The following is a 25586-nucleotide window of genomic DNA, read 5'->3' as shown; positions in this document are numbered from 1 at the left end:
GATGTGCGGCCCCCGCCAGCGGGAGCCGCACATCGTGGCCTGACCCCAGACCCTCAGTTCCTGGTGTGTTGACGCTTGGCCGGCTCAGCCGAACCCGAACCCGTTGAAGCCGTTGAAGCCGTTGAAGCCGCCGAAGCCGCTGACGCCGAAGCCGACGGTGGGGACGACCACGACCGGGACGACAGGGACGACGGGAACGAACCCGAAGCTGCGGAAACCGCAGTTGTTGAAGCCGCCCCGGAAGCCGTTGCAGCCGAAGCCGCCGGTGACGACAGTCTGGTGAGTGGAGGCGGGGGCCGCCGAGGCGGTACCCGCGGCGCCGATCGCGGTGCCACCGGCCAGCAGCAGGCCGACGGCAGACATCGCGGCGAGACGCCTCGCGCGCTGTACTCGCATGGGAAATACCTTTCTGCCGGACTTACGTCCGCTACGCGGCACGTCCGCTATGCGGCACATGCACTGTGCGGCATTTCACTCATAGAGCTTAAATCGGCATAAAGGCGATGGCCACCTCGGATGGTCACCATCCGTGATCGCTCCAGCTCACCGGGGTCGAAGTCGTCCCCTGAGCCGGCCCCCGAGCCGGCCGGGACCGCCGTTCGGCCCGGGCCGTGCCCCGTGCTACCTGGGGACGCGGACCACACCCTCCTGGATCACGGAGATGGCGAGTGATCCGTCCTGGGTGTAGATCCGGGCCTGGCCGAGCCCGCGGCCGCCGTGCGCGGACGGCGACTCCTGGTCGTACAGCAGCCACTCGTCGGCGCGGAACGGCCGGTGGAACCACATGGCGTGGTCGAGCGAGGCGCCCACCACGTCCCCGACCGCCCAGCCGCCGCGGCCGTGCGCGAGCAGGACGGAGTCGAGGAGGGTCATGTCGGAGATATAGGCGGCGAGGACGATGTGCAGCTGGGGGTCCCCCCAGACGGAGTCTGGGGGAGGGTCGTCGTCGAGCTTGCCGTTGGTGCGGAACCACACCTGGCTGTGCGGCTCGCGCGGCTCGCCGTACTTGCCGAACGGCGGCTCCTCGACGTACCGCAGGTCGATCGCCTCGCGGGCCTCAAGAAACTTCTCCACGACAGCGGGGTCAAGGTGGCCGTAGTCGCGGAAACGATCCGCCGAGGTGGGCAGGGTCGCCGGGTCGGGCGCGGAAGGCATCGGGGCCTGGTGTTCGAGGCCCTCCTCGTCCACCTGGAAGGAGGCCGACAGGGTGAAGATCGGCCGGCCGTGCTGGACGGCGACCGCGCGCCGGGTGGTGAAGGAGCGGCCGTCGCGGATGCGCTCGACGGTGTAGACGATGGGCGCGCCCGGGTCGCCGGGCCGCAGGAAGTACGCGTGCAGTGAGTGGGCGTGCCGGTCGGCCGGGACGGTGCGCCCGGCGGCGACCAGCGCCTGGGCCGCCACCTGTCCGCCGAAGACCCGCGGGACGACGGCGGACCGGGACTGACCGCGGAAGATGTTCTCCTCGATCTGCTCCAGGTCGAGCAGGTCGAGGAGATCACTTAGTGCCTGGTTCATGGCACCTTTTCTACTGGCCGGTAATTGCGGGGACCTTACAGGCCCATGTCCTTCGCGATGATCGTCTTCATGATCTCGCTGGTACCGCCGTAGATGCGGTTGACGCGGTTGTCCGCGTACAGGCGGGCGATCGGGTACTCGTTCATGAAGCCGTAGCCGCCGTGCAGCTGGAGGCAGCGGTCGATCACGCGGTGCGCGACCTCGGTGGTGAACAGCTTGGCGCTGGCGGCCTCGGCCGGGGTCAGCTCGCCGGCGTCGAGGGCCTCGGTGGCGCGGTCGACGACGGCCTCGGCCGCGTCCACCTCTGCCTGGCAGGCGGCCAGCTCGAACTTGGTGTTCTGGAAGGCGGCGACCGGCTGGCCGAAGACGACGCGGTCCTGGACGTACTGCTTGGCGAACCGGACGGCGGCCTTGGCCTGCGCGTAGGCGCCGAAGGCGATGCCCCAGCGCTCGGAGGCGAGGTTGTGGCCGAGGTAGTAGAAGCCCTTGTTCTCCTCGCCGAGCAGGTCCTCCACGGGCACCTTGACGTCGACGAAGGCCAGCTCGGCGGTGTCGGAGGTCTTCAGGCCCAGCTTGTCGAGCTTGCGGCCGACCGAGTAGCCCTCCGCCTTCGTGTCCACCACGAAGAGGGAGATGCCGTGCCGGCGGTCCTCCTTGGTGGGCGCGGAGGTACGGGCGCAGACGATCATCCGGTCGGCGTGCACGCCGCCGGTGATGAAGGTCTTGGCGCCGTTGAGGACGTAGTGCGTGCCGTCCTCGCTGAGCTTGGCGGTGGTCTTCATGCCCGCGAGGTCGGAGCCGGTGCCCGGCTCGGTCATCGCGATCGCCCACATCTCCTCGCCGGAGACGAACTTCGGCAGGTAGCGCTTCTTCTGCTCGTCCGTCGCCAGCAGCTTTATGTACGGCAGGCCGAGCAGCACGTGCACGCCGGAACCGCCGAAGGCGACGCCCGCGCGGGCGGTCTCCTCGTACAGGACGGCCTCGAACTTGTAGGAGTCGATGCCGGCGCCGCCGTACTCCTCGTCGACGCGGATACCGAAGACGCCGAGCTCGGCGAGCTTGTAGTAGAACTCCCGCGGGGCCTGGCCAGCGGCGAACCACTCGTCGTACACGGGTACGACCTCGGCCTCGATGAAGGCGCGGATGGTCTCCCGGAACGCCTCGTGATCCTCGTCGAACAACGTACGGCGCACGGCCGCCACCTCCACGGACTTCGGCATGTCTAAGCGCTTGCTCAGACTCAAGGTACCGGCGGGTAGCGGGCGGGTCCAGGGCGGGGCACAGAGCGCGAGGGTAACGCTCGTCACGCCGGAGAGCCGCCGTCACCCTCCGCCGCCGCGCCGAAGGCGCCCCGCGCCATCCGGTGCAGCAGGACCGCCGTCGCCGCCCGGCCCGGCAGCGAACCCGGTCGGCCCAAGTGGGGGGTGGAGTTCAGCAGGCCGAAGACCGAGTGGACCGCCGAGCGGGCCGCGGGCTCCGGGAGGGCCGGGTAGACGCCCCGGACCACCTCCACCCACAGCTCGACGTACTGCCGCTGCAGCTGCCGCACCAGTTTCCGGTCGCTGTCGCGCAAGCGGTCCAGCTCCCTGTCGTGCAGGGTGATCAGTGGACGGTCGTCGAGGGCGAAGTCGATGTGGCCCTCGATGAGGGAGTCCAGGACCGCCGAGGAGGCGGTGTCCCCGCCGGCCTCCGCCAGGCGGCGCCTGGCCCCCGTCAGCAGCTGCTCGCTGATCCCCACCAGCAGCTCCGCGAGCATCGCGTCCTTGCCCGCGAAGTGCCGGTAGAGACCGGGCCCGCTGATGCCGACCGCGGCCCCTATCTCGTCCACGCCGACGCCGTGGAAGCCGCGCTCGGCGAACAGCCGGGCGGCCTCCTTGAGGATCTGCTCGCGACGGCTCGGGGCGTCGGTTCTCGTGACCATGGAGCAATTCTAGACAGGGAGGTTAGCGGTCGTTAACCTGTACGCAATGCGTTAACGCTCATTAACAAGGTGAGGGGATCGCGGCATGGACCAGGCGCCGGAGCTGACGAGCGCGGCAGACCCCGCGTCGGAGGCCTTTCGGGCCAACGAGGAGGCGCACCGCGTCCTCGTCGAGGAGCTGCGCGCCAAGCTCGCCGCGGCCGCGCTGGGCGGCGGTGAGAAGGCGCGGGCCCGGCACACCGCACGCGGCAAGCTGCTGCCCCGGGACCGGGTGGACACCCTCCTCGACCCCGGCTCCCCCTTCCTGGAGCTGGCTCCCCTGGCCGCCGACGGGATGTACGACGGGGCGGCCCCGGCGGCCGGCGTGATCGCCGGGATCGGCCGGGTCAGCGGGCGCGAGTGCGTGATCGTCGCCAACGACGCCACGGTCAAGGGCGGCACGTACTACCCGATGACCGTGAAGAAGCACCTGCGCGCGCAGGAGGTCGCCCTCGACAACCGCCTGCCGTGCGTGTACCTGGTCGACTCCGGCGGCGCCTTCCTGCCCATGCAGGACGAGGTCTTCCCGGACCGCGACCACTTCGGGCGGATCTTCTACAACCAGGCCCGGATGTCCGGGGCGGGCATCCCGCAGATCGCCGCCGTGCTCGGCTCGTGCACGGCCGGCGGCGCGTACGTCCCGGCCATGAGCGACGAGGCGGTCATCGTCCGCAACCAGGGCACGATCTTCCTCGGCGGGCCCCCGCTGGTGAAGGCGGCCACCGGTGAGATCGTCACCGCCGAGGAGCTGGGCGGCGGCGAGGTCCACTCCCGGGTCTCCGGTGTCACCGACCACCTCGCCGAGGACGACGCGCACGCCCTGCGCATCGTCCGGAACATCGTCGCCACGCTGCCGGCCCGGCGCGCGCTTCCCTGGGAGGTCGCGCCCGTCACCGAGCCCAAGGCCGACCCCCACGGCCTCTACGGCGCCGTCCCCGTCGACTCCCGCACCCCCTACGACGTCCGCGAGATCATCGCCCGCGTCGTCGACGGCTCCCGGTTCGCCGAGTTCAAGGCCGAGTTCGGGCAGACCCTCGTCACCGGCTTCGCCCGTGTCCACGGCCACCCGGTCGGCATCGTCGCCAACAACGGCATCCTCTTCTCCGAGTCCGCCCAGAAGGGCGCCCACTTCATCGAGCTGTGCGACCAGCGCGGCATCCCGCTGGTGTTCCTGCAGAACATCTCCGGCTTCATGGTCGGCCGGGACTACGAGGCAGGCGGCATCGCCAAGCACGGCGCGAAGATGGTGACGGCCGTGGCCTGCACCCGGGTGCCCAAGCTGACGGTGGTGGTCGGCGGGTCGTACGGCGCCGGGAACTACTCCATGTGCGGCCGGGCCTACTCCCCCCGCTTCCTGTGGATGTGGCCCAACGCCAAGATCTCGGTGATGGGCGGCGAACAGGCCGCGTCGGTGCTGGCGACCGTCAAGCGGGACCAGCTGGAGGCCCGCGGAGAGTCCTGGCCGGCCGAGGACGAGGAGGCCTTCAAGGCACCCGTCCGCGCCCAGTACGAGCGCCAGGGCAACGCCTACTACGCGACCGCCCGCCTCTGGGACGACGGGGTCATCGACCCCCTCGACACCCGGCAGGTGCTGGGACTGGCCCTGACGGCCTGTGGCAACGCGCCCCTGGGTGAGCCCCAGTTCGGCGTCTTCCGGATGTGAGGAGGGGACTCGTGTTCGACACCGTACTCGTGGCCAACCGGGGCGAGATCGCCGTCCGGGTCATCCGTACGCTCCGCTCGCTGGGCGTCCGCTCGGTGGCCGTGTACTCCGACGCCGACGCGGACGCGCGGCACGTCCGCGAGGCCGACACCGCGGTCCGGATCGGTCCGGCGCCGGCGGCCGAGAGCTATCTGTCCGTGCCCCGGCTGCTGGCGGCCGCTGCCCGCGGCGGGGCGCAGGCCGTCCACCCGGGCTACGGCTTCCTCGCCGAGAACGCGGCCTTCGCGCGGGCGTGCGAGGAGGCCGGACTGGTCTTCATCGGGCCGCCCGCGGCCGCGATCGCGCTGATGGGCGACAAGATCCGCGCCAAGGAGACGGTGTCGGCGGCCGGGGTGCCGGTGGTGCCCGGCGGCCGTGACCCCGAACTGGCGGCCGCCGCGCGCGAACTGGGCGCCCCCGTGCTCCTCAAGCCCTCCGCCGGCGGCGGCGGCAAGGGCATGCGGCTGGTCCGGGACCTGGGAGCGCTGGACGACGAGATCGCCGCCGCCCGCCGCGAGGCCCGCGCCTCCTTCGGCGACGACACCCTCCTCGTCGAGCGGTGGATCGACCGCCCCCGGCATATCGAGATCCAGGTACTGGCCGACGGCCACGGCAACGTCGTCCACCTCGGCGAACGCGAGTGCTCGCTGCAGCGCCGGCACCAGAAGGTCGTCGAGGAGGCGCCCTCGGTCCTGCTGGACGAGGCGACGCGGGCCGCGATGGGCGCGGCTGCGGTACAGGCGGCGCGCTCGTGCGGGTACGTCGGCGCGGGCACGGTGGAGTTCATCGTGCCGGGCGGCGATCCCTCCTCCTACTACTTCATGGAGATGAACACCCGCCTCCAGGTGGAGCACCCGGTCACCGAACTGATCACGGGTGTGGACCTGGTGGAGTGGCAGCTGCGGGTGGCGGCCGGCGAGCGGCTGTCCTTCGGCCAGGACGACGTCACGCTCACCGGGCACGCCGTCGAGGCCCGGATCTGCGCCGAGGACCCGGCACGCGGTTTCCTGCCCACCGGCGGCACGGTCCTCCTCCTGGAGGAGCCCGCCGGGGACGGCGTCCGCACCGACTCCGGCCTCAGCGCGGGCTCCGAGGTCGGCAGCCTCTACGACCCGATGCTGTCCAAGGTGATCGCGTACGGCCCGGACCGGGCGACCGCGCTCCGCAAGCTGCGCCGGGCCCTCGCCGAGACGGTCACGCTGGGCGTGCAGACCAACGCCGGGTTCCTGCGCCGGCTGCTCGCCCATCCGGCGGTGGTGGCGGGCGAGCTGGACACCGGCCTGGTCGAGCGGGTGGTGGACGACCTGGTCTCCACGGACGTACCGGACGAGGTGTACGAGGCGGCCGCGGCCGTACGGCTGGAGGCGCTGCGGCCGGCCGCCGGGCAGGGGGACGGGGGCTGGACGGACCCCTTCTCCGTGCCCAGCGGCTGGCGCCTCGGCGGTACCGCCAGACCTGTCGGCTTCCACCTCCGGGTGCAGGACCCGGTGGAGTACGCCCCGCGCGGCACGCACACCGTCACCGCCGACCGCGTGTCGGTGGTGCTGGACGGCGTCCGGCACACCTTCCGCCGCGCCGCCGACTGGATCGGCCGCGACGGCGACGCCTGGCAGGTCCGAGACCACGACCTGGTCGCCGCCTCGCTGAACCGCACCGCGCACGCCGGCGCCGACTCCCTCACCGCGCCGATGCCCGGCACGGTGACCGTCGTGAAGGTCGCCGTGGGGGACGAGGTCACCGCCGGGCAGAGCCTGCTGGTGGTGGAGGCGATGAAGATGGAGCACGTCATCTCCGCCCCGCACGCCGGCACGGTCGCCGAACTCGACGTGAAACCGGGGGCCACGGTCGCCATGGACCAGGTGCTGGCCGTGATCACCCCGGCAGAGGAGGACCAGTGACACTCCCCATGACCGTACCGGCGGCCGGCCTCCCGGCCCGCGTCCGGATCCACGAGGTCGGCGCGCGCGACGGCCTGCAGAACGAGAAGACGGCCGTACCGACGTCGGTGAAGGCGGAGTTCGTGCACCGCCTGGCCGACGCGGGCCTGACCACGATCGAGGCGACGAGCTTCGTCCACCCGAAGTGGGTGCCCCAACTGGCCGACGCGGAGGACCTGTTCCCCCAGCTCGCCGACCTCCGGGACGTCTCGCTCCCCGTCCTGGTCCCCAACCAGCGCGGCCTGGACCGCGCCCTCGCCCTCGGCGCCCGCCGGGTCGCCGTCTTCGCCAGCGCGACCGAGTCCTTCGCCAAGGCCAACCTCAACCGCTCCCTGGACGAGTCCCTGGCCGTCTTCGACCCGGTCGTCCGGCAGGCCAAGGACGCCGGCGTGCACGTGCGCGGGTACGTCTCGATGTGCTTCGGCGACCCCTGGGAGGGCGCCGTCCCGCTCCACCAGGTCGTCCGGGTCTGCAGGGCGCTGCGCGACATGGGCTGCGACGAGCTGAGCCTGGGCGACACGATCGGCGTGGCCACCCCCGGCCACGTCCTGGAACTCCTCTCCCTGCTGAACGAGGAGGGCGTGCCGACGAACGTCATCGGCGTGCACTTCCACGACACCTACGGCCAGGCGCTCGCCAACACCTACGCGGCCCTGGAGCACGGCGTGACGACGGTCGACGCGTCCGCCGGCGGGCTCGGCGGCTGCCCGTACGCGAAGTCCGCCACCGGCAACCTCGCCACCGAGGACCTGGTCTGGATGCTCCAGGGCCTCGGCATCGAGACCGGAGTCGACCTCGGCCGCCTGACCGCCACCAGCGTGTGGATGGCCGAACAGCTGGGCCGGCCCAGCCCGTCCCGTACCGTCCGCGCCCTCTCCCACCAGGAGTGACGACCATGGACCACCGCCTCTCCCCCGAACTGGAAGAACTCCGCCGTACGGTGGAGGAGTTCGCGCACGACGTCGTGGCGCCGAAGATCGGCGACTTCTACGAGCGGCACGAGTTCCCCTACGAGATCGTCCGCGAGATGGGCCGGATGGGCCTGTTCGGACTGCCGTTCCCCGAGGAGTACGGCGGGATGGGCGGCGACTACCTGGCCCTCGGCATCGCCCTGGAGGAACTGGCCCGCGTCGACTCGTCGGTGGCGATCACCCTGGAGGCGGGGGTCTCCCTGGGCGCCATGCCGATCCACCTCTTCGGCACCGCGGAGCAGAAGCAGGAGTGGCTCCCCCGCCTCTGCTCCGGCGAACTCCTCGGCGCCTTCGGCCTCACGGAGCCCGACGGCGGCAGCGACGCGGGCGCGACCCGTACGACGGCGCGGCTCGATCCCGACACCGACGAGTGGGTGATCAACGGCAGCAAGTGCTTCATCACCAACTCGGGGACGGACATCACGGGTCTGGTCACCGTCACCGCGGTGACCGGCCGGAAGCCCGACGGCAAGCCGCGGATCTCGTCGATCATCGTCCCCTCCGGAACCCCCGGCTTCACCGTCGCCGCCCCCTACTCCAAGGTCGGCTGGAACGCCTCCGACACCCGCGAGCTGTCCTTCGCCGACGTCCGGGTCCCCGCCGCCAACCTGCTCGGCCAGGAGGGCCGCGGCTACGCCCAGTTCCTCCGCATCCTCGACGAGGGCCGCATCGCGATCGCGGCCCTGGCCACCGGCCTGGCCCAGGGCTGTGTGGACGAGTCCGTCAAGTACGCGAAGGAACGCCACGCCTTCGGCCGCCCCATCGGCGCCAACCAGGCCATCCAGTTCAAGATCGCCGACATGGAGCTGAAGGCCCACACCGCCCGCCTCGCCTGGCGCGACGCCGCCTCCCGCCTGGTCGCCGGCGAGCCCTTCAAGAAGGAAGCGGCCCTCGCCAAGCTCCACTCCTCCACCATCGCGGTCGACAACGCCCGCGACGCCACCCAGATCCACGGCGGCTACGGCTTCATGAACGAGTACCCGGTGGCCCGCATGTGGCGCGACTCCAAGATCCTGGAGATCGGGGAGGGGACGAGCGAGGTGCAGCGGATGCTCATCGCACGGGAGTTGGGGCTGGGGGGCTGAACCGGCCGGGGGACTCCGTGCGGCGGCCCCAGGGCGAACGTCACGGCGCCCGGGTGCCGTAGAAGCACTCCCTCCCAAGATGGCCGAGGGAGGGGTAGTAGCACGCGCGCAGGCTCCCGGGGTGAGGGGCGGCGATCATGGTCGTCGTCGTCACCTCGCCGCCGGCCGGCCGTGCTCCTTCGACCGCGCTCTGAGGGCGTGCGTCCGGGCCGGTGATCTCGATGCCGAAGCCGGGGTGCGTGGGCCAGGCCCGGATCCACCCGGCCCGGCAGCTGGGGCTCAGCCGGATTTCGAGCCGGGCGCCGTCCGCCGCCGTGTGGGAGGCGGTGGTGACGGGATCCTCGCACGCCGTCGTCCGCGGATTCCGGCCCTCGCACGACCGCAACGTACACACCGGCGGGCGAGCGGCCGGCTGAGAGGCAGCGGTGCGGGAGGCGTGGACGACGGCGGCGGGCGTCACCATCGCCGCGCACAGCAGCAGCACGCCGGCCGCCGTACCCACGGGCCGCTCGTCGACCAGCGCGGAGGCCGCGATCAGCATGCGGTGCACCCGGCCGGCGCGCTGCGCGGGAGACGGGCCGCGGAGTACGGCGGCGTCAGCGGCGGAAGCGGGCGGTGGTGCCGCGTCGGGACCGGCGGACAGCGGTTGCCCGCGTCTGCTCCAGACCCCGTCCGCCAGCGCCCACTGCGCCAGGAGTTCGTCCTCGGTGTGACGGGCGGCCTTGCACAGGGCCTGGACGGCATGCCTGGGCGGGAACTGCTTGCCGTTGAGGTACCGCTCCCAGGACGACCTGCTGATCGCCGTCGCCCGCGCCAGTTCGGCGAGCGTCAGCCCGCTGCCGTCCTTCAGGTCGCGCAGGCCGGTGACGAGGCACGACCAGGCAGCGGGCAGCTCGGGAGGCAGCTCTCGACGACGAGCCGCGGAGTACACCATGGCCCCGGTCCTTCCTTCCTCGGTCGTCTATGCCACGTGCCGCAGCAGGGCCCAGGTCTGCTCGCCGACCATCCCGTCGTCGGACACGTGGTCCCGCCGCTGCAACCGTCTGACCTCCGCCTCCGTGCGCTCTCCGAAGTACCCGTCCACGTCACCGGGTGACAGTTCGTGACGCAGCAGCAGGCACTGCACCTCCGCGACATCGGGTCCGGTCCCGTTCCGCATGACCAGGTGGGAAGTGGTGGTGCTGTTCCCTGCGAACACCTGGTCACCGTGCCGGGTGTACGTGCATCCGTACTTCCCTACGCCGGCCGCACCGGCCGCGGGGGGCTGCCCGCGCCCCGGGCCGGCGATCAGCAGGACCGAGGTGACCGCGGAGACCAGCAGCGCCCCCGTGGCGACGGACAGCGCCGCCACCCGGATCTCCGGCCGCGGATCCTGCCTGTGCACCGGCGGACCGCTCTCCGCCGACGCGACCGCGGCGGCGGCCGAGGTCCGCTGCGCGGCGTCCCGCAGGGCCAGCAGCGGGGTGCCGTCCGCGCCGGCCATCCCCGCCAGCGCTTCGACAGCGTCCTGCGGCGGAAGCGCCTTCCCGTTGAGATACCGCTCCCACGACGACTTGCTGAAGGGCGTTTTCGCCTGCAGGGACTTCAGGCTCAGCCCGCTGTGATCCTTCAGCCGCCGCAGCTCCACCACAAGCCGCCAGGCGTGCGGATCAAGGGACTCGGGCAGTTCCTTCCACCTCACCGTGCCTCCCCCGTCAGCTCCCGGATCCGTCACGAGCTCCGGAACGCCGCGTTGCCGGACTTATCGCGATTCTCGCGTCGTTCGGACGCTCCTGTCAGGGATTCGCCTGAAAGCCCGGTTTCTTGCGATCGATTCCGGTCACTCCAGCAAACGGTCCACGAGCCCGTCGCCCTCCCCACAGGACTTCCCGGGAACGTGTCCCGGTGGCGGCGTCCGCACAGGTCACGGCCTGAGACGTCCCGGGATGTCCCGGGCCGTGCACGGCCCCTGGAGACGTGCCCAGCCCATCCACCACGCTCGATCGTGACGCCAGGCGTCACGCTCAGAATCGTGCCGAGCGGCATCGGCCGCTGTCGGTTTCGCCGGTCCCGGCCCGGTCCGGGACCGGCGCAGAGCGTTCGAACATCGTTCCACACAACGGAGGTCCCGCATGTACGTTCGCAATCTCGCCAGGACGGCGGTGGCGGTCTGCGCCGTCGGTGTCGTGACGGTCATGGTCACGGTGCCGGCCTCGGCCACGGGGAAGGCATCGGTGTACACCCGCAGCGTGGAGCGGGGCCGGGTGAACTACTGGACCAGCACCGACGACTTCCGGGTCTCCGACACGAGCTGCGACGGGCACAGCGTGTACGCCCAGTACCAGAGGGCCGGCGCGGGCACGGTGCGGCTGAATCACAGCGGAGGCTGCGGCACGCACACGGACTTCAACCGCAGCTTCACCAACGGCCAGACGATCAAGTACCGGGCCTGCGTCAACCTTCCCGCCGCCCCCGACATCTGCGGCCCGTGGAAGTGGGACACCACAGGCTGACCTTCCCCGGCCTCGGCCCCGACGCCGCCACGCCGTCGGGGCCGACCCGTGTTCGAGGGAAGGCGGACGGGGCGGGTCGGACGCCGGCCGCACCGGCCAGGACGCCTCGGGTGAACCGAGCCACGCGCACGGGGCACCGTCGCGGCCCGCCATGAGTCCGAATCCGTCGCCGAGCGCGCCGTCCCCTGGTGCGGACGGTCCCGGGCAGGTGGTGCACGGCGAGCCGGCCCCGGGCGGTGTTCCCCGGAAAGAAACTGCGGGCCGCTGTCGATTCGGGTGCGTCCCGTTCGACGTCATGATGTGCGGCGCCTCGCCGCACGATGACGCGACAGGACTGACGAGGACACCCGTGGACCAACTGCTGAGAGTCATGAACTTCTGCGTCTCGAGTGACGGGATCGGTGCCGGTGAGCACCAGAGCCTCGAGCGGCCGTTCGGCCTCGACCGTCCCGAGAGACTGTTCGGCTGGGCCGGAGCCACGGCGAACTCGCCCATGCGCACGGATCCCGGCGGAAGCCGGGGCCTCGACGACTACTTCACGCGGGACTTCGCACGCAACATCGGCGCCGAGATCATGGGCCGCAACAAGTTCGGGCCCCAGCGCGGGCCCTGGCAGGACCATGGGTGGCGCGGCTGGTGGGGCCAGGAGCCCCCGTTCCGCACACCGGTGTTCGTCATGACCCACCACAAGCGTCCGTCGTTCACGCTCTCCGACACCACGTTCCACTTCGTCGACGGCGACCCGGCCACGGTCCTCGACCATGCGCGGGAAGCGGCGCGGGGCATGGACGTCCGGCTCGGCGGCGGGGTCACCACCATCCGGCAGTTCCTCGATGCCGGCCTCGTCGACACCCTGCATGTGGCGGTCTCGCCGCTGAAGCTCGGGTCCGGACTGCGACTCTGGGAGTCCCCCGACGAACTGCTCGACCGGTTCCACCTGGAGGTCGTGCCCAGCCCGAGCGGCGTGACGCACCACCTGTTCTGGCGAAGTTGAATCCTCCCCTCCCTGAGGGGAGGGGATTCCTGGCTCAGGCTGCCTCCTGGAGCAGCGCTCCAGGAGGTCTTGCGCCATCGGCACCAGCCGGGTTGAGACCAGCCCGGACGAGCATCACGCGTGCGGAGTTCTTGTCCCTGGGGGACACGGTCCGGCATGCGGTGCAGGTGTAGGTGCGCTCACCCAGCGGCAATGCGTGCTTGGCTCTCGCTCCGCAGTGCGCGCAGTCCATCGTGGTGTACGCGGGGTGGACGAGGCGGATGTCCCGCCCGTGCTTGCGGCCCATCTCGATCAGGGCCGTCCTGGTGGCGCCGATGGCGGCGTCAGCGGCCTTACGGGCCATCGTGGTCCTGGCCAGGAACTTCGGCCTGAAGTCCTCGACGGCGACAGCGTCGTGGTCGCGGACGACCTTCTTGGCCCACTTACGGCCGGTGTCCTGCCGCTGCCGGGCTGCCTTCTTGTACGCCTTCGCGCGCAGTCTCCTCACCTCGCGGTAGCCCTTCGAGGCGGGCTGTCCCTTCCTCGGTCTGCGACGGGCCATCATCCGGTCGTACCGGGTCAGCTTCGTCTGAGCCTTCCTGCCGTGCCCAGCGTGCGGCAGGTCGTGGTCGTCGGACGTGGTGGTGGCGGTCTCCTTCACACCCCAGTCCACACCGACTGCACGGCCGGTCTCCGGCAACGGCTGAGCCTGGGCGGGGACGACGAACGAGGCATACCAGTGCCCGAGGCTGTCCTGGTACACGCGCACCGAGGACGGCTCGGCCGGCAACTCCCGCGACCACACCACCGTCACCACGATGCCGCCCGCCAGATGCAGACGGCCGTCCTTCAGCCGAAAGCCGCGCTGGGTGTAGTTGAGGCTCGCCAGTGCATCGCGCTTCTTCTTGTGCCCGGGCATCCCGGCCCGGCGCGCCATCGGCAACCGCCCCCGGATGTCCTTGTGCGCCTTGGCGCGGGAGCGGCCGAAATCGCGGATGATCTGCTGCTGGGGAACCGACGAGCCCCCACGCAGCCACGGCGTACGAGCGCGGGCCTCGGTCAGCATCCTGTCGAGCTGCGCCGGACCGCACGCGGCCTTCTGCCCGGTTGCCCTGTTGCGCAGGTGCACGGCCCTGGACTTGGCGACGCACTCATTCCAGATCCAGCGGCACCGGTCCCACTCCGCCACCAGAGCGGCGCGGGCGGCAGACGACACGCGCAGCCGGTAGGTGTAACGGGCATGGCCCACGCAACCACTGTCCGCGACTTCCGTCACTCCAACACCCCCGCTCTCGCTCCCGTCACCCGCCCTGCCCTCACACGACCATATGAGCGAGCTTCGCACACCTACATACAACTCCCGCCACGATCACCCCCATCAGCGAACACAGGCACACACGTTCGCCATCGCCCGGCTCCGCCGAGGGGCACGGTGACGCTCCGCACCCACGGGCCCGATACAGCGACGCTCCGCGTCGCTGTCATGCGATTCCTCCCCGGCGTGAACGCCGGGGCCTCCTCACAGGACACCAGGTGACACGAGGGCCCGCTTGCGGCCGGACCGCGACTGCGAGGGGGCGTCCGCCCCAGCGGACGCCCTTCTCTCCGCAGATGCCGACGCGTTCCTTGCCCGCGGTATGTGCTCCGGGTGAGCGCGGAGTTTCCCCCAGGATCGCGGTACGCCGCTCTGGAGAGCCGCTCGGCGGGTGTCGCCTGATCGAGCTCTCCGCCAGAGCACCGGGGGCCATGGCCGACCGCTGCACGCCGCCCGCTAGCATCTCCACGCATGACGAAGCGGGGGTGGCGACTGGGCGTCGCGGCGGTGCTGGCGGCGATCTGCGTCTCCGGTGCCGGGGGCCCGGAGATCATCCGCACGGCGTCGGACCTGGGCCCTCTGCCCGCCGACCGCTACGACTACACACCGCGGGACTACCAGCGATCGCAGCGGGCATCGGCGTTGCTGGTCCGGCAGTGCATGGCGGAGCACGGCCACCCGGACTTCCCGCTCGACCCGCGCTACCCCACCGATCCCATCGTCGCCACCGCGGTCGGCACCGACTACGGCGCCCTGGATCTCGCCGCCGCCCGCCGCTGGGGCTACGGCTGGGACCCGGCACAGTCCCCGGTCCTCCAGCCGAAGGGCCGCCGGATGACCGACGCCGAGTATGCGGACTTCCCCGCCTGCAACGCCGAGGCGAGCCGGCGGCTGATGCGCGGCATCGACGTCAAGCGGGACTGGCTCTACGCACGTACCCGGGCGATCGAGGTCGACAAGGCGGTCAAGCGCGACCCGCGCCTCCGCTCGGCTTGGGACGTGTGGTCCCGCTGTGTGGCAGAACAAGGATTCACCCGCTATCCCGACCCCGTCGCGGCGTACTCGGACCCCGCCTGGCAACGGGGCAGTGACGGCAACACCCGGCAGACGCGGCGAGAGCGGGCCACCGCCGTCGCGGACGTCACCTGCAAGCGCCGCCACCACACGGCCGAGATCTGGCACGCCGCACAGGCTCGGCAGCAGGCCGTGGACATCACACGGCACCGCGACCGCTACGCCGCCGGTCTGCAGGCGCTGCGCACGTACCGGGCCACCATCGCCGAGGTGCTGCGCAAGCTCGGCTAGGGTCCGTCCCGAGTGATCCGCTCCGGTTGCTCAGTCCTTCGGGGGGCGAACTCGGCCGGCGCCGGGGCCAGAGCGGGCACGTGTGTCAGGGCGGGCGCGCGGACGACGGTGCCGAGCGAGCCGGCGGAAAGCGGCAGCCGGTGCAGGCCGGCCTCGTGGAGATCGGCATCCGGCGGGCTCTCGCGGGCCAGGGCGGCCATGTCCGGCGAGGCGTCGACGCCGATCACCTCGTGGCCGAGTTCGTGCGGGCAGGTGGTGTGACGGCCGGTGCCACCGGCCGAGCGGTCACGTCGCCGGCGTGGGCGGTTCGGTCAGTGCGGCGATGCACGCGGTGAGCAGGCGTCGCATCTGTTCTTGTTCGCCGGCATCCAGACCGGCCAGCATGTTCTGCTCGACGCGGCGCACCGCCGCGCTGGCCACCTTGAGCTGGCTGCGCCCGCGGTCGGTCAGCTCGGTGGGCAGGGCCCTGCCGACGGGTGCCTGTGCCGGGCGGACGACGAGTCCCTGGCGTTCGAGTGCCTGCAGCAGCACGTTCATCGACTGCCGGGTGACGAAGGTGCCGCGGGCCAGCTCGGAGTTGGACAGACCCGGTCGCTGGGCTAGCAGCTCCAGGCAGGAGTAGTGGGTGATCGTCATGCCCAACGGCTTCAGCACGGCCTCCAGGGCGGAGTGCAGGGCGCTCGCGGCCGCCTTCAGCATGTACCCCAGTGATGTGTCCAGCTCGATTCCGGATTCACCTTGACTCATGTCAGAAGTCTGACATACGGGCTCGCATGTCAGAAGACTGACATGTCATGGGAGGCAGGAATCGTGGCCGTTACCGGACCCGACTTCATTTCACTGCAGGTGCGCGACCTGGAGCGCTCCGCCGTCTTCTACGAGCAGTACCTGGGGCTGAAACGCTCCGCCGCGGGACCGCCGCACGCTGTCGTGTTCGACACCAAGCCGATCGCGTTCGCCGTCCGCGACGTCGTCGCGGGCGTCGACCTGGACGCGATCGCGCAGCCGGGCCAGGGCATGGCGCTGTGGCTGCACGCCCCCGACGCGCAGGACATCCACGACGTCCTCGCCGCGGCCGGCACGACGATCGTCTCGGCGCCCGTCGACGGGCCGTTCGGCCGCACTTTCACCTTCGCGGACCCCGACGGCTACCACGTGACCCTCCACGACCGCGGCTGAGCCGGACGTCCCGCTCTTCGGCGCGGCAGGCGCCGTTCAGAACCAGCCGCACGTCGGCTCCTTGATTCGCGATTTCATCGTCGCCCTTCCCGGCAGCACCGGGAAGGGCAGGGTTGGGGTGAGCACCTGGTGGGGGGATGCAGACATCGCCATTGCCTTGATGGTTGTTGCTCACAGGCGCCTGAGGGGAAAGCCTCGTTCTGACCGGACGAAGGGATGCCTGCAGATGGATCTCGATGACTTCGCCACTCGATTCCGCTCGGACATCCGAGCGCAGCTCAACTGGGCGTGCCTGGCGAAGGTTCATACACGTGTCCGGGTGGAGGTCCTCACTCGAGACGCGGCCAAGCGGCGTTTGGCAGATCTGTTCACCGTCTGGTACGCCGACCCCGCAGGTGCCAGCAGCAGCTGGGACGCTCCGGACAGCCGACCGCTGTCTGTCGCGGCGGCGGCCCGGACGCTACCCAGCTGGCCCGAGGCGCGAAGAAACACTGTCACCGCGTTGACGCAAGCCTTCGGCGTGGACACCGAGCCCCTGCGGCTCATGCTCCCGGCGTACCGGGTCGACGAGAGGCACTGTGTCCTGCTTGACGGGAACCATCGCGCTGTGGCCGCTCACCGGGCCGACGCGGACATACATCTGTCGTTGTGTTCACTCTCTGGGCCGGCCTGCGAGAGCATACTGCCCGACTTGCGCCACTACGCCGCTCCGCTGTCTTGACTGTCGTCGCCGGGGTCGGCTGTGAAAGGCGATCCCGGTAACCGTGCGGCAGCGAGGCGCATCTCGTGGTCCTCCAGAAGGTTGCGCAGCGCCTCCCAGCATTCGATCCGGCGCAGGCGCAGCACCTGAGCGAAGGTGACGGCAGAGACGGCTGCCGCGACGACTGCGGTCGCAGCGGCTGCCGCGACGCTCAATGACGCGAGGGCGATCAGGGACCAGGTGCCGAGGGCGAGCGGCAGCAGTGTGGAGACGAGGATGTTGATCTCCGCCTCGGTCGCGTCCGGCGCAAGCCCGGGGTTGTGCTCGCGCAGCCATAACTTGGCGTAGAGGAAAGCCTCGTAGACGTTGCCGGTGCGCAGCGCACCACCTGGCTGCCGCAGGGTCTGAGACCGTGATGACGTGCCGTTCGCCGTGTCCAAGAGGTACTTCAGCAGGGGGTGGGTCCGAAGACAGCGGCGCAGGGCCGCACGCCCGTAGGAGGCTTCCAACTCCCCGTACAGCGTGCTCAGCGAGACCCGGTGGCGCGAACTCAGCCGCTCCGCCATGCCGAGCAGGCGGAACGCCAGCTCCCGGCCGACGTACCCCACCACATACGCAGAGGCCAGCCAGGAAACATCGACGAGGATCATGGCGGGCCCGCGAAGACTCTGGGCAGCGCCGCTGAGGGCTGGGCCGATTCTTCCCGGGTGCTGGGCGTGCAACATGAGCGCGGCCATGCATGTCACCGCGACGAGGCCAGGGACCACGACAGAGGTCAGCTGCACGGAAACGTAGAAGGCGAACCGTCTCCCCGCCGCAGCCTTGCCGGCGCTCACCGCCGTCAACGGATCCATGGCTCCCCCCGGCAGACCCGAAGTTCCTGCGTTCAAGCCTCCGTGCTCGCGGTAACGGTAACCGCCGGTCGTGCAGACAGCCATAGCGTCATGTCGAACACCAGGCAACTCCGGGACACACGGGGGCAGGTCATCGGCCGGCTGCTCGTGCGCACACCGCGCCGTGAATCCGGAGCCGTCCACCACCCCGGCGATGCCGAGCCCCGGCCCGGCAGGCCGACGACTCCGCGCGTCTCGCCGCGCCCAGATCCGACGTGGTGACCCGGCGACTGCCCCACATGACCGATCCAACCAGCTCGGGATGAAGGGAAGTCGGCGCCACCGAGCTGACTTTCGCACGAATTGACGGACCCCGAAGCCTGGACAACATGTGAGGTTAGGCTAACCTAAGCATCGACTCGTCCGGCGGTGTTTCCGCACATCCGAAAGCGGCCATTCCCATGTCCAACGTCAGAGCAGCCCACCTCTCCCGCCGCGGCATCCTCGCCGCCGGTGGCGCCCTCGGCCTCGGTGTCGCGCTCGCGGCCTGTGGCGACGACGACGCGAAAAGCGGCTCCTCCGACAAGGGGACGACGGCCGCCAGGTCCGGCCCCTGGACGTTCAAGGACGACCGGGGGACGGCCGTGAAGCTGGCCAAGGCCCCGGCGAACATCGTCGCGTTCGTCGGGGTCGCGGCCGCGCTGTACGACTACGGCGTCAGCGTCAAGGGCGTCTTCGGACCCACCAGGACCAAGGCCGGCAAGGCCGATGTCCAGGCCGGCGACATGGACATCAGCGAGCTGACTGTCCTCGGCAACGAGTGGGGGCAGTTCAACGTCGAGAAGTACGCGGCGCTCGCGCCCGACGTGCTCATCACCACCATGTTCGACGGCGCCGGCACTCTCTGGTACGTCCCGGACGAGTCCAAGGACAAGATCGCCGAGCTCGCCCCCAGCATCGGCATCTCGGCCTACGACCGTCAGCTGACCGTCCCGCTCCAGCGTGTCTGGGCGCTCGCCGAGTCGCTCGGCGCCGACATGACGGCCGGCAAGGTCACGGACGCCAAGAAGCGCTTCGAGGAGGCCTCCGCGCGGCTGCGCGCCGCGGCCAGGGCACACCCCGGCATCACGGTGCTGGCCGGTTCCGCCGCCCAGGACCTGTTCTACGTCTCCGGCACCGGCCTCTCCGTGGACCTGGAGTACTTCAAGGCCCTCGGCGTGAACTTCGTCGAGCCGTCGGCGTCCGTACTGAAGGCGAGCGGCGGCTGGTACGAGTCGCTGAGCTGGGAGAACGTCGACAAGTACCGGGCCGACATCATCATGATGGACGACCGTACGGCGACCATCCAGCCCGCCGACATCACCCAGGCCACCTGGAAGAAGCTCCCGGCGGTCAAGGCGGGCCAGGTCATCGCCCGCTCCCCCGAGCCGATCTTCTCCTACGACAAGTGCGTCGCAATGGTGGAGAACCTGGCCAAGGCGATCGAGACCGCGAAGAAGGTCAGCTGACCCGCAAGCCGCCCGCCCCGGCCCCGCGCCGCGCCGCCCCGCCCCGCCCCGCCCCGACTCCAGCACGTCACACAACTTCCTGACTCCCAGGAGCCCATATGACGACGGCCGTAGCCGCCCCGTTCCGTTTCTTCTCCCTCCGGGTCGTACGGACGAGGCGGCTCGGTCCGTCTCTGGTCCGGGTCACCTTCGCCGGTGCCGATCTGGCGCACTTCCACTCCCACGGGCGCGACCAGTCGCTCTCCCTGTTCCTGCCGGCCGAGGGGCACACCGAGCCCGCCGTGCCGATCGAGCTCGGCGACCACTGGTGGCAGGGCTGGCGTGAACTCCCGGACGACGTACGGGCCGTGATGCGGTCGTACACGCTGCGGGCGCTGCGCCGGGACCCCGACGAGATCGACATCGACTTCGTGCTGCACGGGGTCGGGCCCGGCAGGCCGGGCGCGGCCGCCCCCGCCGGGCCCGCCTCCCGGTGGGCGTCACGGGCCCGCACCGGCGACCGGGTGATCCTGCTCGGACCCGCCGTCGCCGACAACCGGGCGATCCGTTTCCGGCCGCCCGAGGACACCGGCCCGGTGCTGATCTGGGGCGACGAGACGGCCGTACCCGCGGCGACCGCCATCCTCGAATCCCTCCCCGCCGGTGTCCGCGTGCGCGCCTGGCTGGAGGTGCCGTGCGCCGGGGACGTCCAGGACGTGACCACCGAGGCGGACGCGGAGATCACCTGGCTGATGGGCGGCCGCGACGGCGTGGCGGAGATCCGCGGGGCACGGCTCCCCTTCCGCGCGAGCCCGTACGCCTGGATCGCCGGGGAGTCCAGGCGGGTGAAGGAACTGCGCCGGCATCTCGTCGGGGAGCGCGGGTTCGACCGGCGGCGGGTCACCTTCGTCGGGTACTGGCGGCGGGGACTGACGGAGGAACAACTCCGGGACGCGGGCGAGTAGTCAGGGCGGACGGCCCGACGGCTGGCACGGAAGGAGCAGCACTTGACCCGCGTTACTTAGGTTAGGCTAACCTAATCAAAGTCGATCGCTCCCCTCTCCCGCACGGATCGCCCCGGAGGCCCCCCGCATGCGCTCGCACCTGCTCAATGACCTGACCGCGGAGCACTACCGCCGCTCCGTGACCGAAGGAGTAGAGCGGGTGGCGGCCAGACTCGCCACCACCGACCGGCCGTTCACGGGTGTCACCGTCGACGCCCTCGCCCCCCTCATCGACGGCATCGACCTGGACCGGCCGCTGCACGACACCCTCGCGGTCCTGGACGAACTGGAGGACGTCTACCTCCGGGACGCCGTCTACTTCCACCATCCCCGCTACCTCGCCCACCTCAACTGCCCGGTGGTCATCCCGGCGGTGCTCGGCGAGGCGGTGCTCTCCGCCGTCAACTCCTCCCTGGACACCTGGGACCAGTCGGCCGGCGGCACCCTCATCGAGCGGAAACTGATCGACTGGACGACCGCCCGCATCGGTCTCGGTGAAGCGGCCGACGGCGTGTTCACCTCCGGCGGCACCCAGTCCAACCTCCAGGCGCTGCTGCTGGCCAGGGAGGAGGCGAAGACAGCCAGCCTGGCCGGACTGCGGATCCTCGCCTCCGAGGCCGGCCACTTCAGCGTCAGGAAGTCCGCGAAACTGCTGGGCCTGAGCCAGGACTCCGTCATCCCGGTGCCGGTCGACCACGAAAAGCGCATGCAAACGGTCGCGCTCGCGCACGAACTGGAACGCTGCGCGCGGGACGGGCTCGTCCCCATGGCGGTCGTCGCCACCGCCGGCACCACCGATTTCGGCTCCATCGACCCGCTCCCCGAGATCGCCGGGCTGTGCGAGCAGCACGGCGTCTGGATGCACGTGGACGCGGCCTACGGCTGCGGGCTGCTCGCCTCCCTCAAGCGCCGGGACCGGCTCGCCGGCATCGAGCGGGCCGACTCGGTCACCGTGGACTACCACAAGTCCTTCTTCCAGCCGGTGAGTTCGTCCGCCGTGCTGGTCCGGGACGCCTCGACCCTGCGCCACGCGACCTACCACGCGGACTACCTCAACCCGCGCCGCATGGTCACCGAACGCATCCCCAACCAGGTCGACAAGTCCCTCCAGACCACCCGCCGCTTCGACGCCCTCAAGCTGTGGATGACCCTGCGCACCATGGGCGCCGACGGCATCGGCGCACTCTTCGACGAGGTCTGCGAACTGGCGGAAGAAGGCTGGAAGCTCCTGGCGGCCGACCCCCGCTACGACGTCGTCGTGGCGCCCGCCCTCTCCACCCTCGTCTTCCGTTACGTCCCGGCGGCCGTCACCGACCCGGACCGGATCGACCGCGCCAACCTGTACGCCCGCAAGGCCCTGTTCGCCTCCGGCGACGCCGTGGTCGCGGGCACCAAGGTCGGCGGCCGCCACTACCTGAAGTTCACCCTGCTCAACCCCGAGACCACGACGGCCGACATCGCCGCCGTCCTCGGCCTGATCGCCGGCCACGCCGAGCAGTACCTGGGAGAGTCCCTTGACCGCGCGTCCTGAAAACCCCGCCGGAATCCATGACTTCGTGGGGATCGGGCTCGGCCCCTTCAACCTCGGCCTCGCCTGCCTCACCGAGCCGATCGCCGAACTGGACGGCGTCTTCCTCGAGTCCAAGCCCGACTTCGAGTGGCACGCCGGGATGTTCCTGGACGGCGCACATCTGCAGACCCCGTTCATGTCGGACCTGGTCACCCTGGCCGACCCGACGTCCGAGTTCTCCTTCCTCAACTACCTGAAGGAGAAGGGCCGCCTGTACTCGTTCTACATCCGCGAGAACTTCTATCCGCTGCGGGTCGAGTACGACGACTACTGCCGGTGGGCGGCGCACAAACTGACCAGCGTCCGCTTCTCCACGACAGTCACGCAGGTCCGGTACGAGGACGACGTCTATGTCGTCACCACGGCCGCCGGCGAGGAGTTCCGCGCCCGGCACCTGGTCCTCGGCACCGGCACCCCGCCGCACATCCCCGACGCCTGCCGGGGCCTGGGCGGTGACTTCATCCACACCTCGCGCTATCTGCGGCACAAGCGGGAACTGCAGTCCAAGGAGTCGATCACGCTGGTCGGCAGCGGCCAGTCCGCCGCCGAGATCTACCTGGACCTGCTCGGCGAGATCGACGTCCACGGCTACCGCCTGAACTGGGTGACCCGCTCCCCCCGCTTCTTCCCGCTCGAATACACCAAGCTCACGCTGGAGATGACCAGCCCCGAGTACATCGACTACTACCACGCCCTGCCCGAGGCGACCCGCTACCGGCTCACCGCCGAGCAGAAGGGCCTCTTCAAGGGCATCGACGGCGACCTGGTCAACGAGATCTTCGACCTGCTCTACCGGAAGAACCTCGGCGGCCCGGTCCCCACCCGGCTCCTCACCAACTCGTCCCTGAACGCGGCGTCCTACGACAACGGCACGTACACGCTCGGGCTCCGCCAGGAGGAGCAGGGCAAGGACTACGAGATCGAGACCCAGGGCCTGATCCTGGCCACCGGCTACCAGTACGCCGAGCCCGGGTTCCTGGCGCCCGTCCGGGACCGGCTGCGCTACGACGCGCACGGCAACTTCGACGTGGCCCGCAACTACGCGATCGACGTCACCGGCCGGGGCGTCTTCCTGCAGAACGCCGGCGTCCACACCCACAGCGTCACCAGCCCCGACCTGGGCATGGGGCCCTACCGGAACGCGTACATCATCCGCGAGCTGCTCGGCTCCGCCTACTACCCGGTGGAGAAGACGATCGCCTTCCAGGAGTTCGCCGTATGACCTCGATGCCGATGCCGACGCCGACTCCGACGCCGTTCGCCTTCCGGCCCCTGGACCCCCTCCAGGACGCCGAGCTGCTGCACCGCTGGGTCACCCACCCCAAGGCGGCCTACTGGATGATGCGGGACGCCCGGCTTGAGGACGTCGAGCGGGCGTACCTGGAGATCGCGGCCGACGAGCACCACAACGCGCTGCTGGGCCTCGGCGCGGACGGCCGGCCCGCCTTCCTCATGGAGTACTACGACCCGGCCCACCGCGAGCTGGTCGGACTGTACGAGCCGGAGCCCGGCGACGTCGGGATGCACTTCCTCACCCCCGCCACGGACACCCCCGTGCACGGCTTCACCAGAGCCGTCATCACGGCCGTGGTGGCCCACCTCTTCGAGGACCCGGCGACCCGCCGGATCGTCGTCGAGCCGGACGTGCGCAACACGGCCGTGCACGCGCTGAACGCGGCCGTCGGGTTCGTGCCCGTACGGGAGATCCAGAAGCCGGAGAAGCGGGCGTTGCTGAGCTACTGCACCCGGGAGCGGTTCGAGAGGGCGGTGGCCGCCGTATGACCCTCGCCGACGCCGTGGCCCACCTGTCCCCCGAGCGCTGGGAGAAGGCCAACCGGCTCCTGATACGCAAGGCGCTCGCCGAGTTCGCGCACGAGCGCCTGATCACCCCCGAGGAGGACGGGGACGGTTACGTCGTCCGCAGCGACGACGGGCTCACCCGCTACCGCTTCACCGCCGTCCGCCGCGCCCTCGACCACTGGCAGGTGGCCGCCGACTCCGTCTCCCGCACCCGCGACGGTGCCGAACTCCCCCTCGCCGCCCTGGACTTCTTCATCGAGCTGAAGCAGACCCTGGGTCTCGGCGACGAGATCCTGCCGGTCTACCTGGAGGAGATCTCCGCCACGCTCTCCGGCACCTGCTACAAACTCGCCAGACCGCCGGTCACGGCCGCCGAGCTGACCCGGGCCGGCTTCCAGGCCGTCGAGGCCGGGATGACCGAGGGCCACCCCTGCTTCGTCGCCAACAACGGGCGGCTCGGCTTCGGCGTCCACGACTACCTGGCGTACGCCCCCGAGACCGCGAGCCCCGTCCGGCTGGTGTGGCTGGCTGCGCACCGGTCACGGGCCGTGTTCACGGCGGGCGTGGGGATCGAGTACGGGTCCTTCGTGCGGGAGGAGCTGGGCGTGCGGACCGTCGAGCGCTTCGACGGTGTCCTGCGCGACCGGGGGCTGGATCCCGCCGACTACCTCCTCATCCCGGTCCATCCCTGGCAGTGGTGGAACAAGCTCACCGTCACCTTCGCCGCCGAGGTCGCCCGCGGCCACCTGGTCTGCCTGGGCGAGGGCGACGACGAGTACCTGGCCCAGCAGTCCGTCCGGACCTTCTTCAACCGCTCGCACCCCGGGAAGCACTACGTCAAGACGGCTCTCTCGGTCCTCAACATGGGCTTCATGCGCGGGCTCTCGGCCGCCTACATGGAGGCCACCCCGGCCATCAACGACTGGCTGGCCCGGCTCATCGAGAACGACCCGGTGCTCAGGTCCACCGGCCTGTCGATCATCAGGGAACGGGCGGCCGTCGGCTACCGGCACCTGGAGTACGAGAAGGCGACCGGCCGCCACTCGCCGTACCGCAAGATGCTGGCCGCGCTGTGGCGGGAGAGTCCGGTGGCGTCCCTCCAGGAGGGCGAGTCCCTGGCCACCATGGCCGCCCTGCTCCACGTGGACCACGAGGGCGCCTCCTTCGCGGCCGCGCTGGCCGAACAGAGCGGACTGGGCGCGCGGGAGTGGCTGCGGTCGTACCTGCGCGCCTACCTCACCCCGCTCCTGCACAGCTTCTACGCCTACGACCTGGTGTTCATGCCGCACGGCGAGAACGTCATCCTGGTGCTGAGGGACGGCGTGGTGCGGCGGGCGGTGTACAAGGACATCGCCGAGGAGATCGCGGTCATGGACCCGGACGCGGTGCTGCCGCCGGCGGTCGAGCGGCTGCGCGTCGACGTCCCCGAGGAGAAGAGGCTCCTCTCCCTCTTCACGGACGTCTTCGACTGCTTCTTCCGCTTCCTCGCCGCGAACCTCGCGACCGAAGGGGTCCTGGCCGAGGACGACTTCTGGCGGACGGTCGCCGAGGTCATCCGCGAGTACCAGGAGTCGGCGCCCCAACTCGCCGAAAAATTCGAACGGTACGACATCTTCGCCCCGGAGTTCGCGCTGTCCTGCCTCAACCGGCTCCAGCTGCGCGACAACAGGCAGATGGTGGACCTGGCGGACCCGTCGGGCGCCCTCCAGCTGGTCGGAACCCTGAGGAATCCCGTCGCGGGGTTCTGATCCGGACGGA

General features: G+C 70.6%; 23 protein-coding genes and 1 pseudogene. 14 read left to right on the top strand and 10 right to left on the bottom strand.

The annotated features are described in order from the left end of the window. Positions 1-84: 84 nt before the first annotated feature. The 4 genes from LQ326_RS12150 to LQ326_RS12135 form a co-directional block, all read right to left on the bottom strand. Positions 85-396: a hypothetical protein gene (locus LQ326_RS12150; protein WP_234535601.1), complete on the bottom strand. Its 312-nt coding sequence runs from the start codon at positions 394-396 to the stop codon at positions 85-87. Between the two features lie 225 nt (positions 397-621). Continuing rightward, complete coding sequence (locus LQ326_RS12145; RefSeq protein ID WP_234535599.1) at positions 622-1515, bottom strand: acyl-CoA thioesterase; 894 nt, start codon at positions 1513-1515, stop codon at positions 622-624. A gap of 35 nt (positions 1516-1550) precedes the next feature. After that, entirely contained in the window at positions 1551-2708 is a 1158-nt protein-coding gene (locus LQ326_RS12140; RefSeq protein ID WP_181802430.1) for an acyl-CoA dehydrogenase family protein, read from the bottom strand. Between the two features lie 110 nt (positions 2709-2818). After that, a complete protein-coding gene (locus tag LQ326_RS12135) occupies positions 2819-3436 on the bottom strand; it encodes an SACE_7040 family transcriptional regulator (RefSeq protein WP_234535597.1) in 618 nt (205 codons plus the stop codon). Positions 3437-3521: 85 nt separating this feature from the next. Here LQ326_RS12135 and LQ326_RS12130 point away from each other — a divergent pair, with 85 nt between their 5' ends. From LQ326_RS12130 to LQ326_RS12115, 4 genes are read left to right on the top strand one after another with little or no spacing between them, the layout of a single operon-like run. Next, complete coding sequence (locus tag LQ326_RS12130) at positions 3522-5138, top strand: carboxyl transferase domain-containing protein (RefSeq protein ID WP_234535595.1); 1617 nt, start codon at positions 3522-3524, stop codon at positions 5136-5138. 11 nt (positions 5139-5149) lie between these two features. Further along, positions 5150-7075: an acetyl/propionyl/methylcrotonyl-CoA carboxylase subunit alpha gene (locus LQ326_RS12125; RefSeq protein WP_234535593.1), complete on the top strand. Its 1926-nt coding sequence runs from the start codon at positions 5150-5152 to the stop codon at positions 7073-7075. After that, positions 7072-8004, top strand: coding sequence for a hydroxymethylglutaryl-CoA lyase (locus LQ326_RS12120; protein WP_234535591.1), 933 nt, complete (start codon positions 7072-7074; stop codon positions 8002-8004). Before LQ326_RS12125 ends, LQ326_RS12120 begins: the two co-directional genes overlap by 4 nt. A gap of 5 nt (positions 8005-8009) precedes the next feature. After that, on the top strand, positions 8010-9170 hold the full coding sequence (locus LQ326_RS12115; RefSeq protein ID WP_234535589.1) for an acyl-CoA dehydrogenase family protein: 1161 nt from the start codon (positions 8010-8012) through the stop codon (positions 9168-9170). 40 nt (positions 9171-9210) lie between these two features. Here LQ326_RS12115 and LQ326_RS12110 read toward each other — a convergent pair whose 3' ends face one another. Both LQ326_RS12110 and LQ326_RS12105 read right to left on the bottom strand, forming a co-directional pair. Continuing rightward, positions 9211-10104, bottom strand: coding sequence for a helix-turn-helix domain-containing protein (locus LQ326_RS12110; protein WP_234535586.1), 894 nt, complete (start codon positions 10102-10104; stop codon positions 9211-9213). A 27-nt stretch (positions 10105-10131) separates the two neighbouring features. After that, on the bottom strand, positions 10132-10851 hold the full coding sequence (locus LQ326_RS12105; RefSeq protein WP_234535584.1) for a peptidoglycan-binding protein: 720 nt from the start codon (positions 10849-10851) through the stop codon (positions 10132-10134). A gap of 430 nt (positions 10852-11281) precedes the next feature. On the opposite strand from LQ326_RS12105, the gene LQ326_RS12100 reads away from it, so the two are divergent. Together LQ326_RS12100 and LQ326_RS12095 are read left to right on the top strand one after the other, a co-directional pair. Then, positions 11282-11662, top strand: coding sequence for a hypothetical protein (locus LQ326_RS12100; protein WP_234535582.1), 381 nt, complete (start codon positions 11282-11284; stop codon positions 11660-11662). A gap of 349 nt (positions 11663-12011) precedes the next feature. Beyond that, a complete protein-coding gene (locus tag LQ326_RS12095; protein ID WP_234535580.1) occupies positions 12012-12656 on the top strand; it encodes a dihydrofolate reductase family protein in 645 nt (214 codons plus the stop codon). A gap of 34 nt (positions 12657-12690) precedes the next feature. Here the strand turns inward: LQ326_RS12095 and LQ326_RS12090 are convergent, their stop codons facing one another. Beyond that, positions 12691-13884, bottom strand: a complete 1194-nt coding sequence (locus LQ326_RS12090; RefSeq protein WP_372496816.1) for an RNA-guided endonuclease InsQ/TnpB family protein — start codon at positions 13882-13884, stop codon at positions 12691-12693. Positions 13885-14421: 537 nt separating this feature from the next. On the opposite strand from LQ326_RS12090, the gene LQ326_RS12085 reads away from it, so the two are divergent. Next, positions 14422-15255, top strand: coding sequence for a hypothetical protein (locus tag LQ326_RS12085; RefSeq protein ID WP_234535577.1), 834 nt, complete (start codon positions 14422-14424; stop codon positions 15253-15255). On the opposite strand, the pseudogene LQ326_RS48660 reads toward LQ326_RS12085, so the two are convergent. Beyond that, positions 15252-15518: pseudogene (locus tag LQ326_RS48660) on the bottom strand (methyltransferase domain-containing protein); the annotation flags it as partial. The gene LQ326_RS12085 and the pseudogene LQ326_RS48660 overlap by 4 nt on opposite strands. Positions 15519-15540: 22 nt before the next feature. Further along, a complete protein-coding gene (locus tag LQ326_RS12080) occupies positions 15541-16002 on the bottom strand; it encodes a MarR family winged helix-turn-helix transcriptional regulator (RefSeq protein ID WP_234535575.1) in 462 nt (153 codons plus the stop codon). Positions 16003-16065: 63 nt separating this feature from the next. Between LQ326_RS12080 and LQ326_RS12075 the strand changes: the two genes are divergently transcribed. Then, positions 16066-16434, top strand: coding sequence for a VOC family protein (locus tag LQ326_RS12075; RefSeq protein ID WP_234535573.1), 369 nt, complete (start codon positions 16066-16068; stop codon positions 16432-16434). A 699-nt stretch (positions 16435-17133) separates the two neighbouring features. Here LQ326_RS12075 and LQ326_RS12070 read toward each other — a convergent pair. After that, positions 17134-17988 (bottom strand): hypothetical protein, encoded by an 855-nt coding sequence (locus LQ326_RS12070; protein WP_234535571.1) that lies wholly within the window; start codon positions 17986-17988, stop codon positions 17134-17136. 440 nt (positions 17989-18428) lie between these two features. On the opposite strand from LQ326_RS12070, the gene LQ326_RS12065 reads away from it, so the two are divergent. From LQ326_RS12065 to LQ326_RS12040, 6 genes are all read left to right on the top strand, one after another. Further along, positions 18429-19475, top strand: coding sequence for an ABC transporter substrate-binding protein (locus LQ326_RS12065; protein ID WP_234535569.1), 1047 nt, complete (start codon positions 18429-18431; stop codon positions 19473-19475). A 98-nt stretch (positions 19476-19573) separates the two neighbouring features. After that, entirely contained in the window at positions 19574-20419 is an 846-nt protein-coding gene (locus LQ326_RS12060) for a siderophore-interacting protein (protein WP_234535567.1), read from the top strand. A 127-nt stretch (positions 20420-20546) separates the two neighbouring features. Beyond that, entirely contained in the window at positions 20547-21989 is a 1443-nt protein-coding gene (gene desA, locus LQ326_RS12055; protein ID WP_234535565.1) for a lysine decarboxylase DesA, read from the top strand. Beyond that, entirely contained in the window at positions 21973-23250 is a 1278-nt protein-coding gene (locus tag LQ326_RS12050) for a lysine N(6)-hydroxylase/L-ornithine N(5)-oxygenase family protein (protein WP_234535563.1), read from the top strand. Before desA ends, LQ326_RS12050 begins: the two co-directional genes overlap by 17 nt. Further along, positions 23247-23810, top strand: a complete 564-nt coding sequence (locus tag LQ326_RS12045; RefSeq protein ID WP_234535561.1) for a GNAT family N-acetyltransferase — start codon at positions 23247-23249, stop codon at positions 23808-23810. The genes LQ326_RS12050 and LQ326_RS12045 overlap by 4 nt, the downstream gene beginning before the upstream one ends. Further along, the gene (locus LQ326_RS12040; protein ID WP_234535559.1) at positions 23807-25576 is read left to right on the top strand and encodes an IucA/IucC family protein; all 1770 of its coding nucleotides are present in this window, start codon (positions 23807-23809) and stop codon (positions 25574-25576) included. The genes LQ326_RS12045 and LQ326_RS12040 overlap by 4 nt, the downstream gene beginning before the upstream one ends. Positions 25577-25586: the final 10 nt, after the last annotated feature.

It is taken from the genome of Streptomyces shenzhenensis (assembly GCF_021462265.1).
In the GTDB taxonomy this organism is placed as follows: Bacteria; Actinomycetota; Actinomycetes; order Streptomycetales; family Streptomycetaceae; genus Streptomyces; species Streptomyces shenzhenensis.
The sequence above is the reverse complement of the archived record's forward strand: the minus strand, read 5'-3'. Positions and strand labels throughout refer to the sequence as shown.

Coding starts and splice junctions, on each gene's coding strand:
- LQ326_RS12070 (WP_234535571.1), bottom strand. CDS start 17,988: ATGGATCCGTTGACGGCGGTGAGCGCCGGCAAGGCTGCGGCGGGGAGA.
- LQ326_RS12040 (WP_234535559.1), top strand. CDS start 23,807: ATGACCCTCGCCGACGCCGTGGCCCACCTGTCCCCCGAGCGCTGGGAG.
- LQ326_RS12150 (WP_234535601.1), bottom strand. CDS start 396: ATGCGAGTACAGCGCGCGAGGCGTCTCGCCGCGATGTCTGCCGTCGGC.
- desA (WP_234535565.1), top strand. CDS start 20,547: ATGCGCTCGCACCTGCTCAATGACCTGACCGCGGAGCACTACCGCCGC.
- LQ326_RS12115 (WP_234535589.1), top strand. CDS start 8,010: ATGGACCACCGCCTCTCCCCCGAACTGGAAGAACTCCGCCGTACGGTG.
- LQ326_RS12065 (WP_234535569.1), top strand. CDS start 18,429: ATGTCCAACGTCAGAGCAGCCCACCTCTCCCGCCGCGGCATCCTCGCC.
- LQ326_RS12060 (WP_234535567.1), top strand. CDS start 19,574: ATGACGACGGCCGTAGCCGCCCCGTTCCGTTTCTTCTCCCTCCGGGTC.
- LQ326_RS12080 (WP_234535575.1), bottom strand. CDS start 16,002: ATGAGTCAAGGTGAATCCGGAATCGAGCTGGACACATCACTGGGGTAC.
- LQ326_RS12135 (WP_234535597.1), bottom strand. CDS start 3,436: ATGGTCACGAGAACCGACGCCCCGAGCCGTCGCGAGCAGATCCTCAAG.
- LQ326_RS12100 (WP_234535582.1), top strand. CDS start 11,282: ATGTACGTTCGCAATCTCGCCAGGACGGCGGTGGCGGTCTGCGCCGTC.
- LQ326_RS12085 (WP_234535577.1), top strand. CDS start 14,422: ATGACGAAGCGGGGGTGGCGACTGGGCGTCGCGGCGGTGCTGGCGGCG.
- LQ326_RS12045 (WP_234535561.1), top strand. CDS start 23,247: ATGACCTCGATGCCGATGCCGACGCCGACTCCGACGCCGTTCGCCTTC.
- LQ326_RS12130 (WP_234535595.1), top strand. CDS start 3,522: ATGGACCAGGCGCCGGAGCTGACGAGCGCGGCAGACCCCGCGTCGGAG.
- LQ326_RS12110 (WP_234535586.1), bottom strand. CDS start 10,104: ATGGTGTACTCCGCGGCTCGTCGTCGAGAGCTGCCTCCCGAGCTGCCC.
- LQ326_RS12145 (WP_234535599.1), bottom strand. CDS start 1,515: ATGAACCAGGCACTAAGTGATCTCCTCGACCTGCTCGACCTGGAGCAG.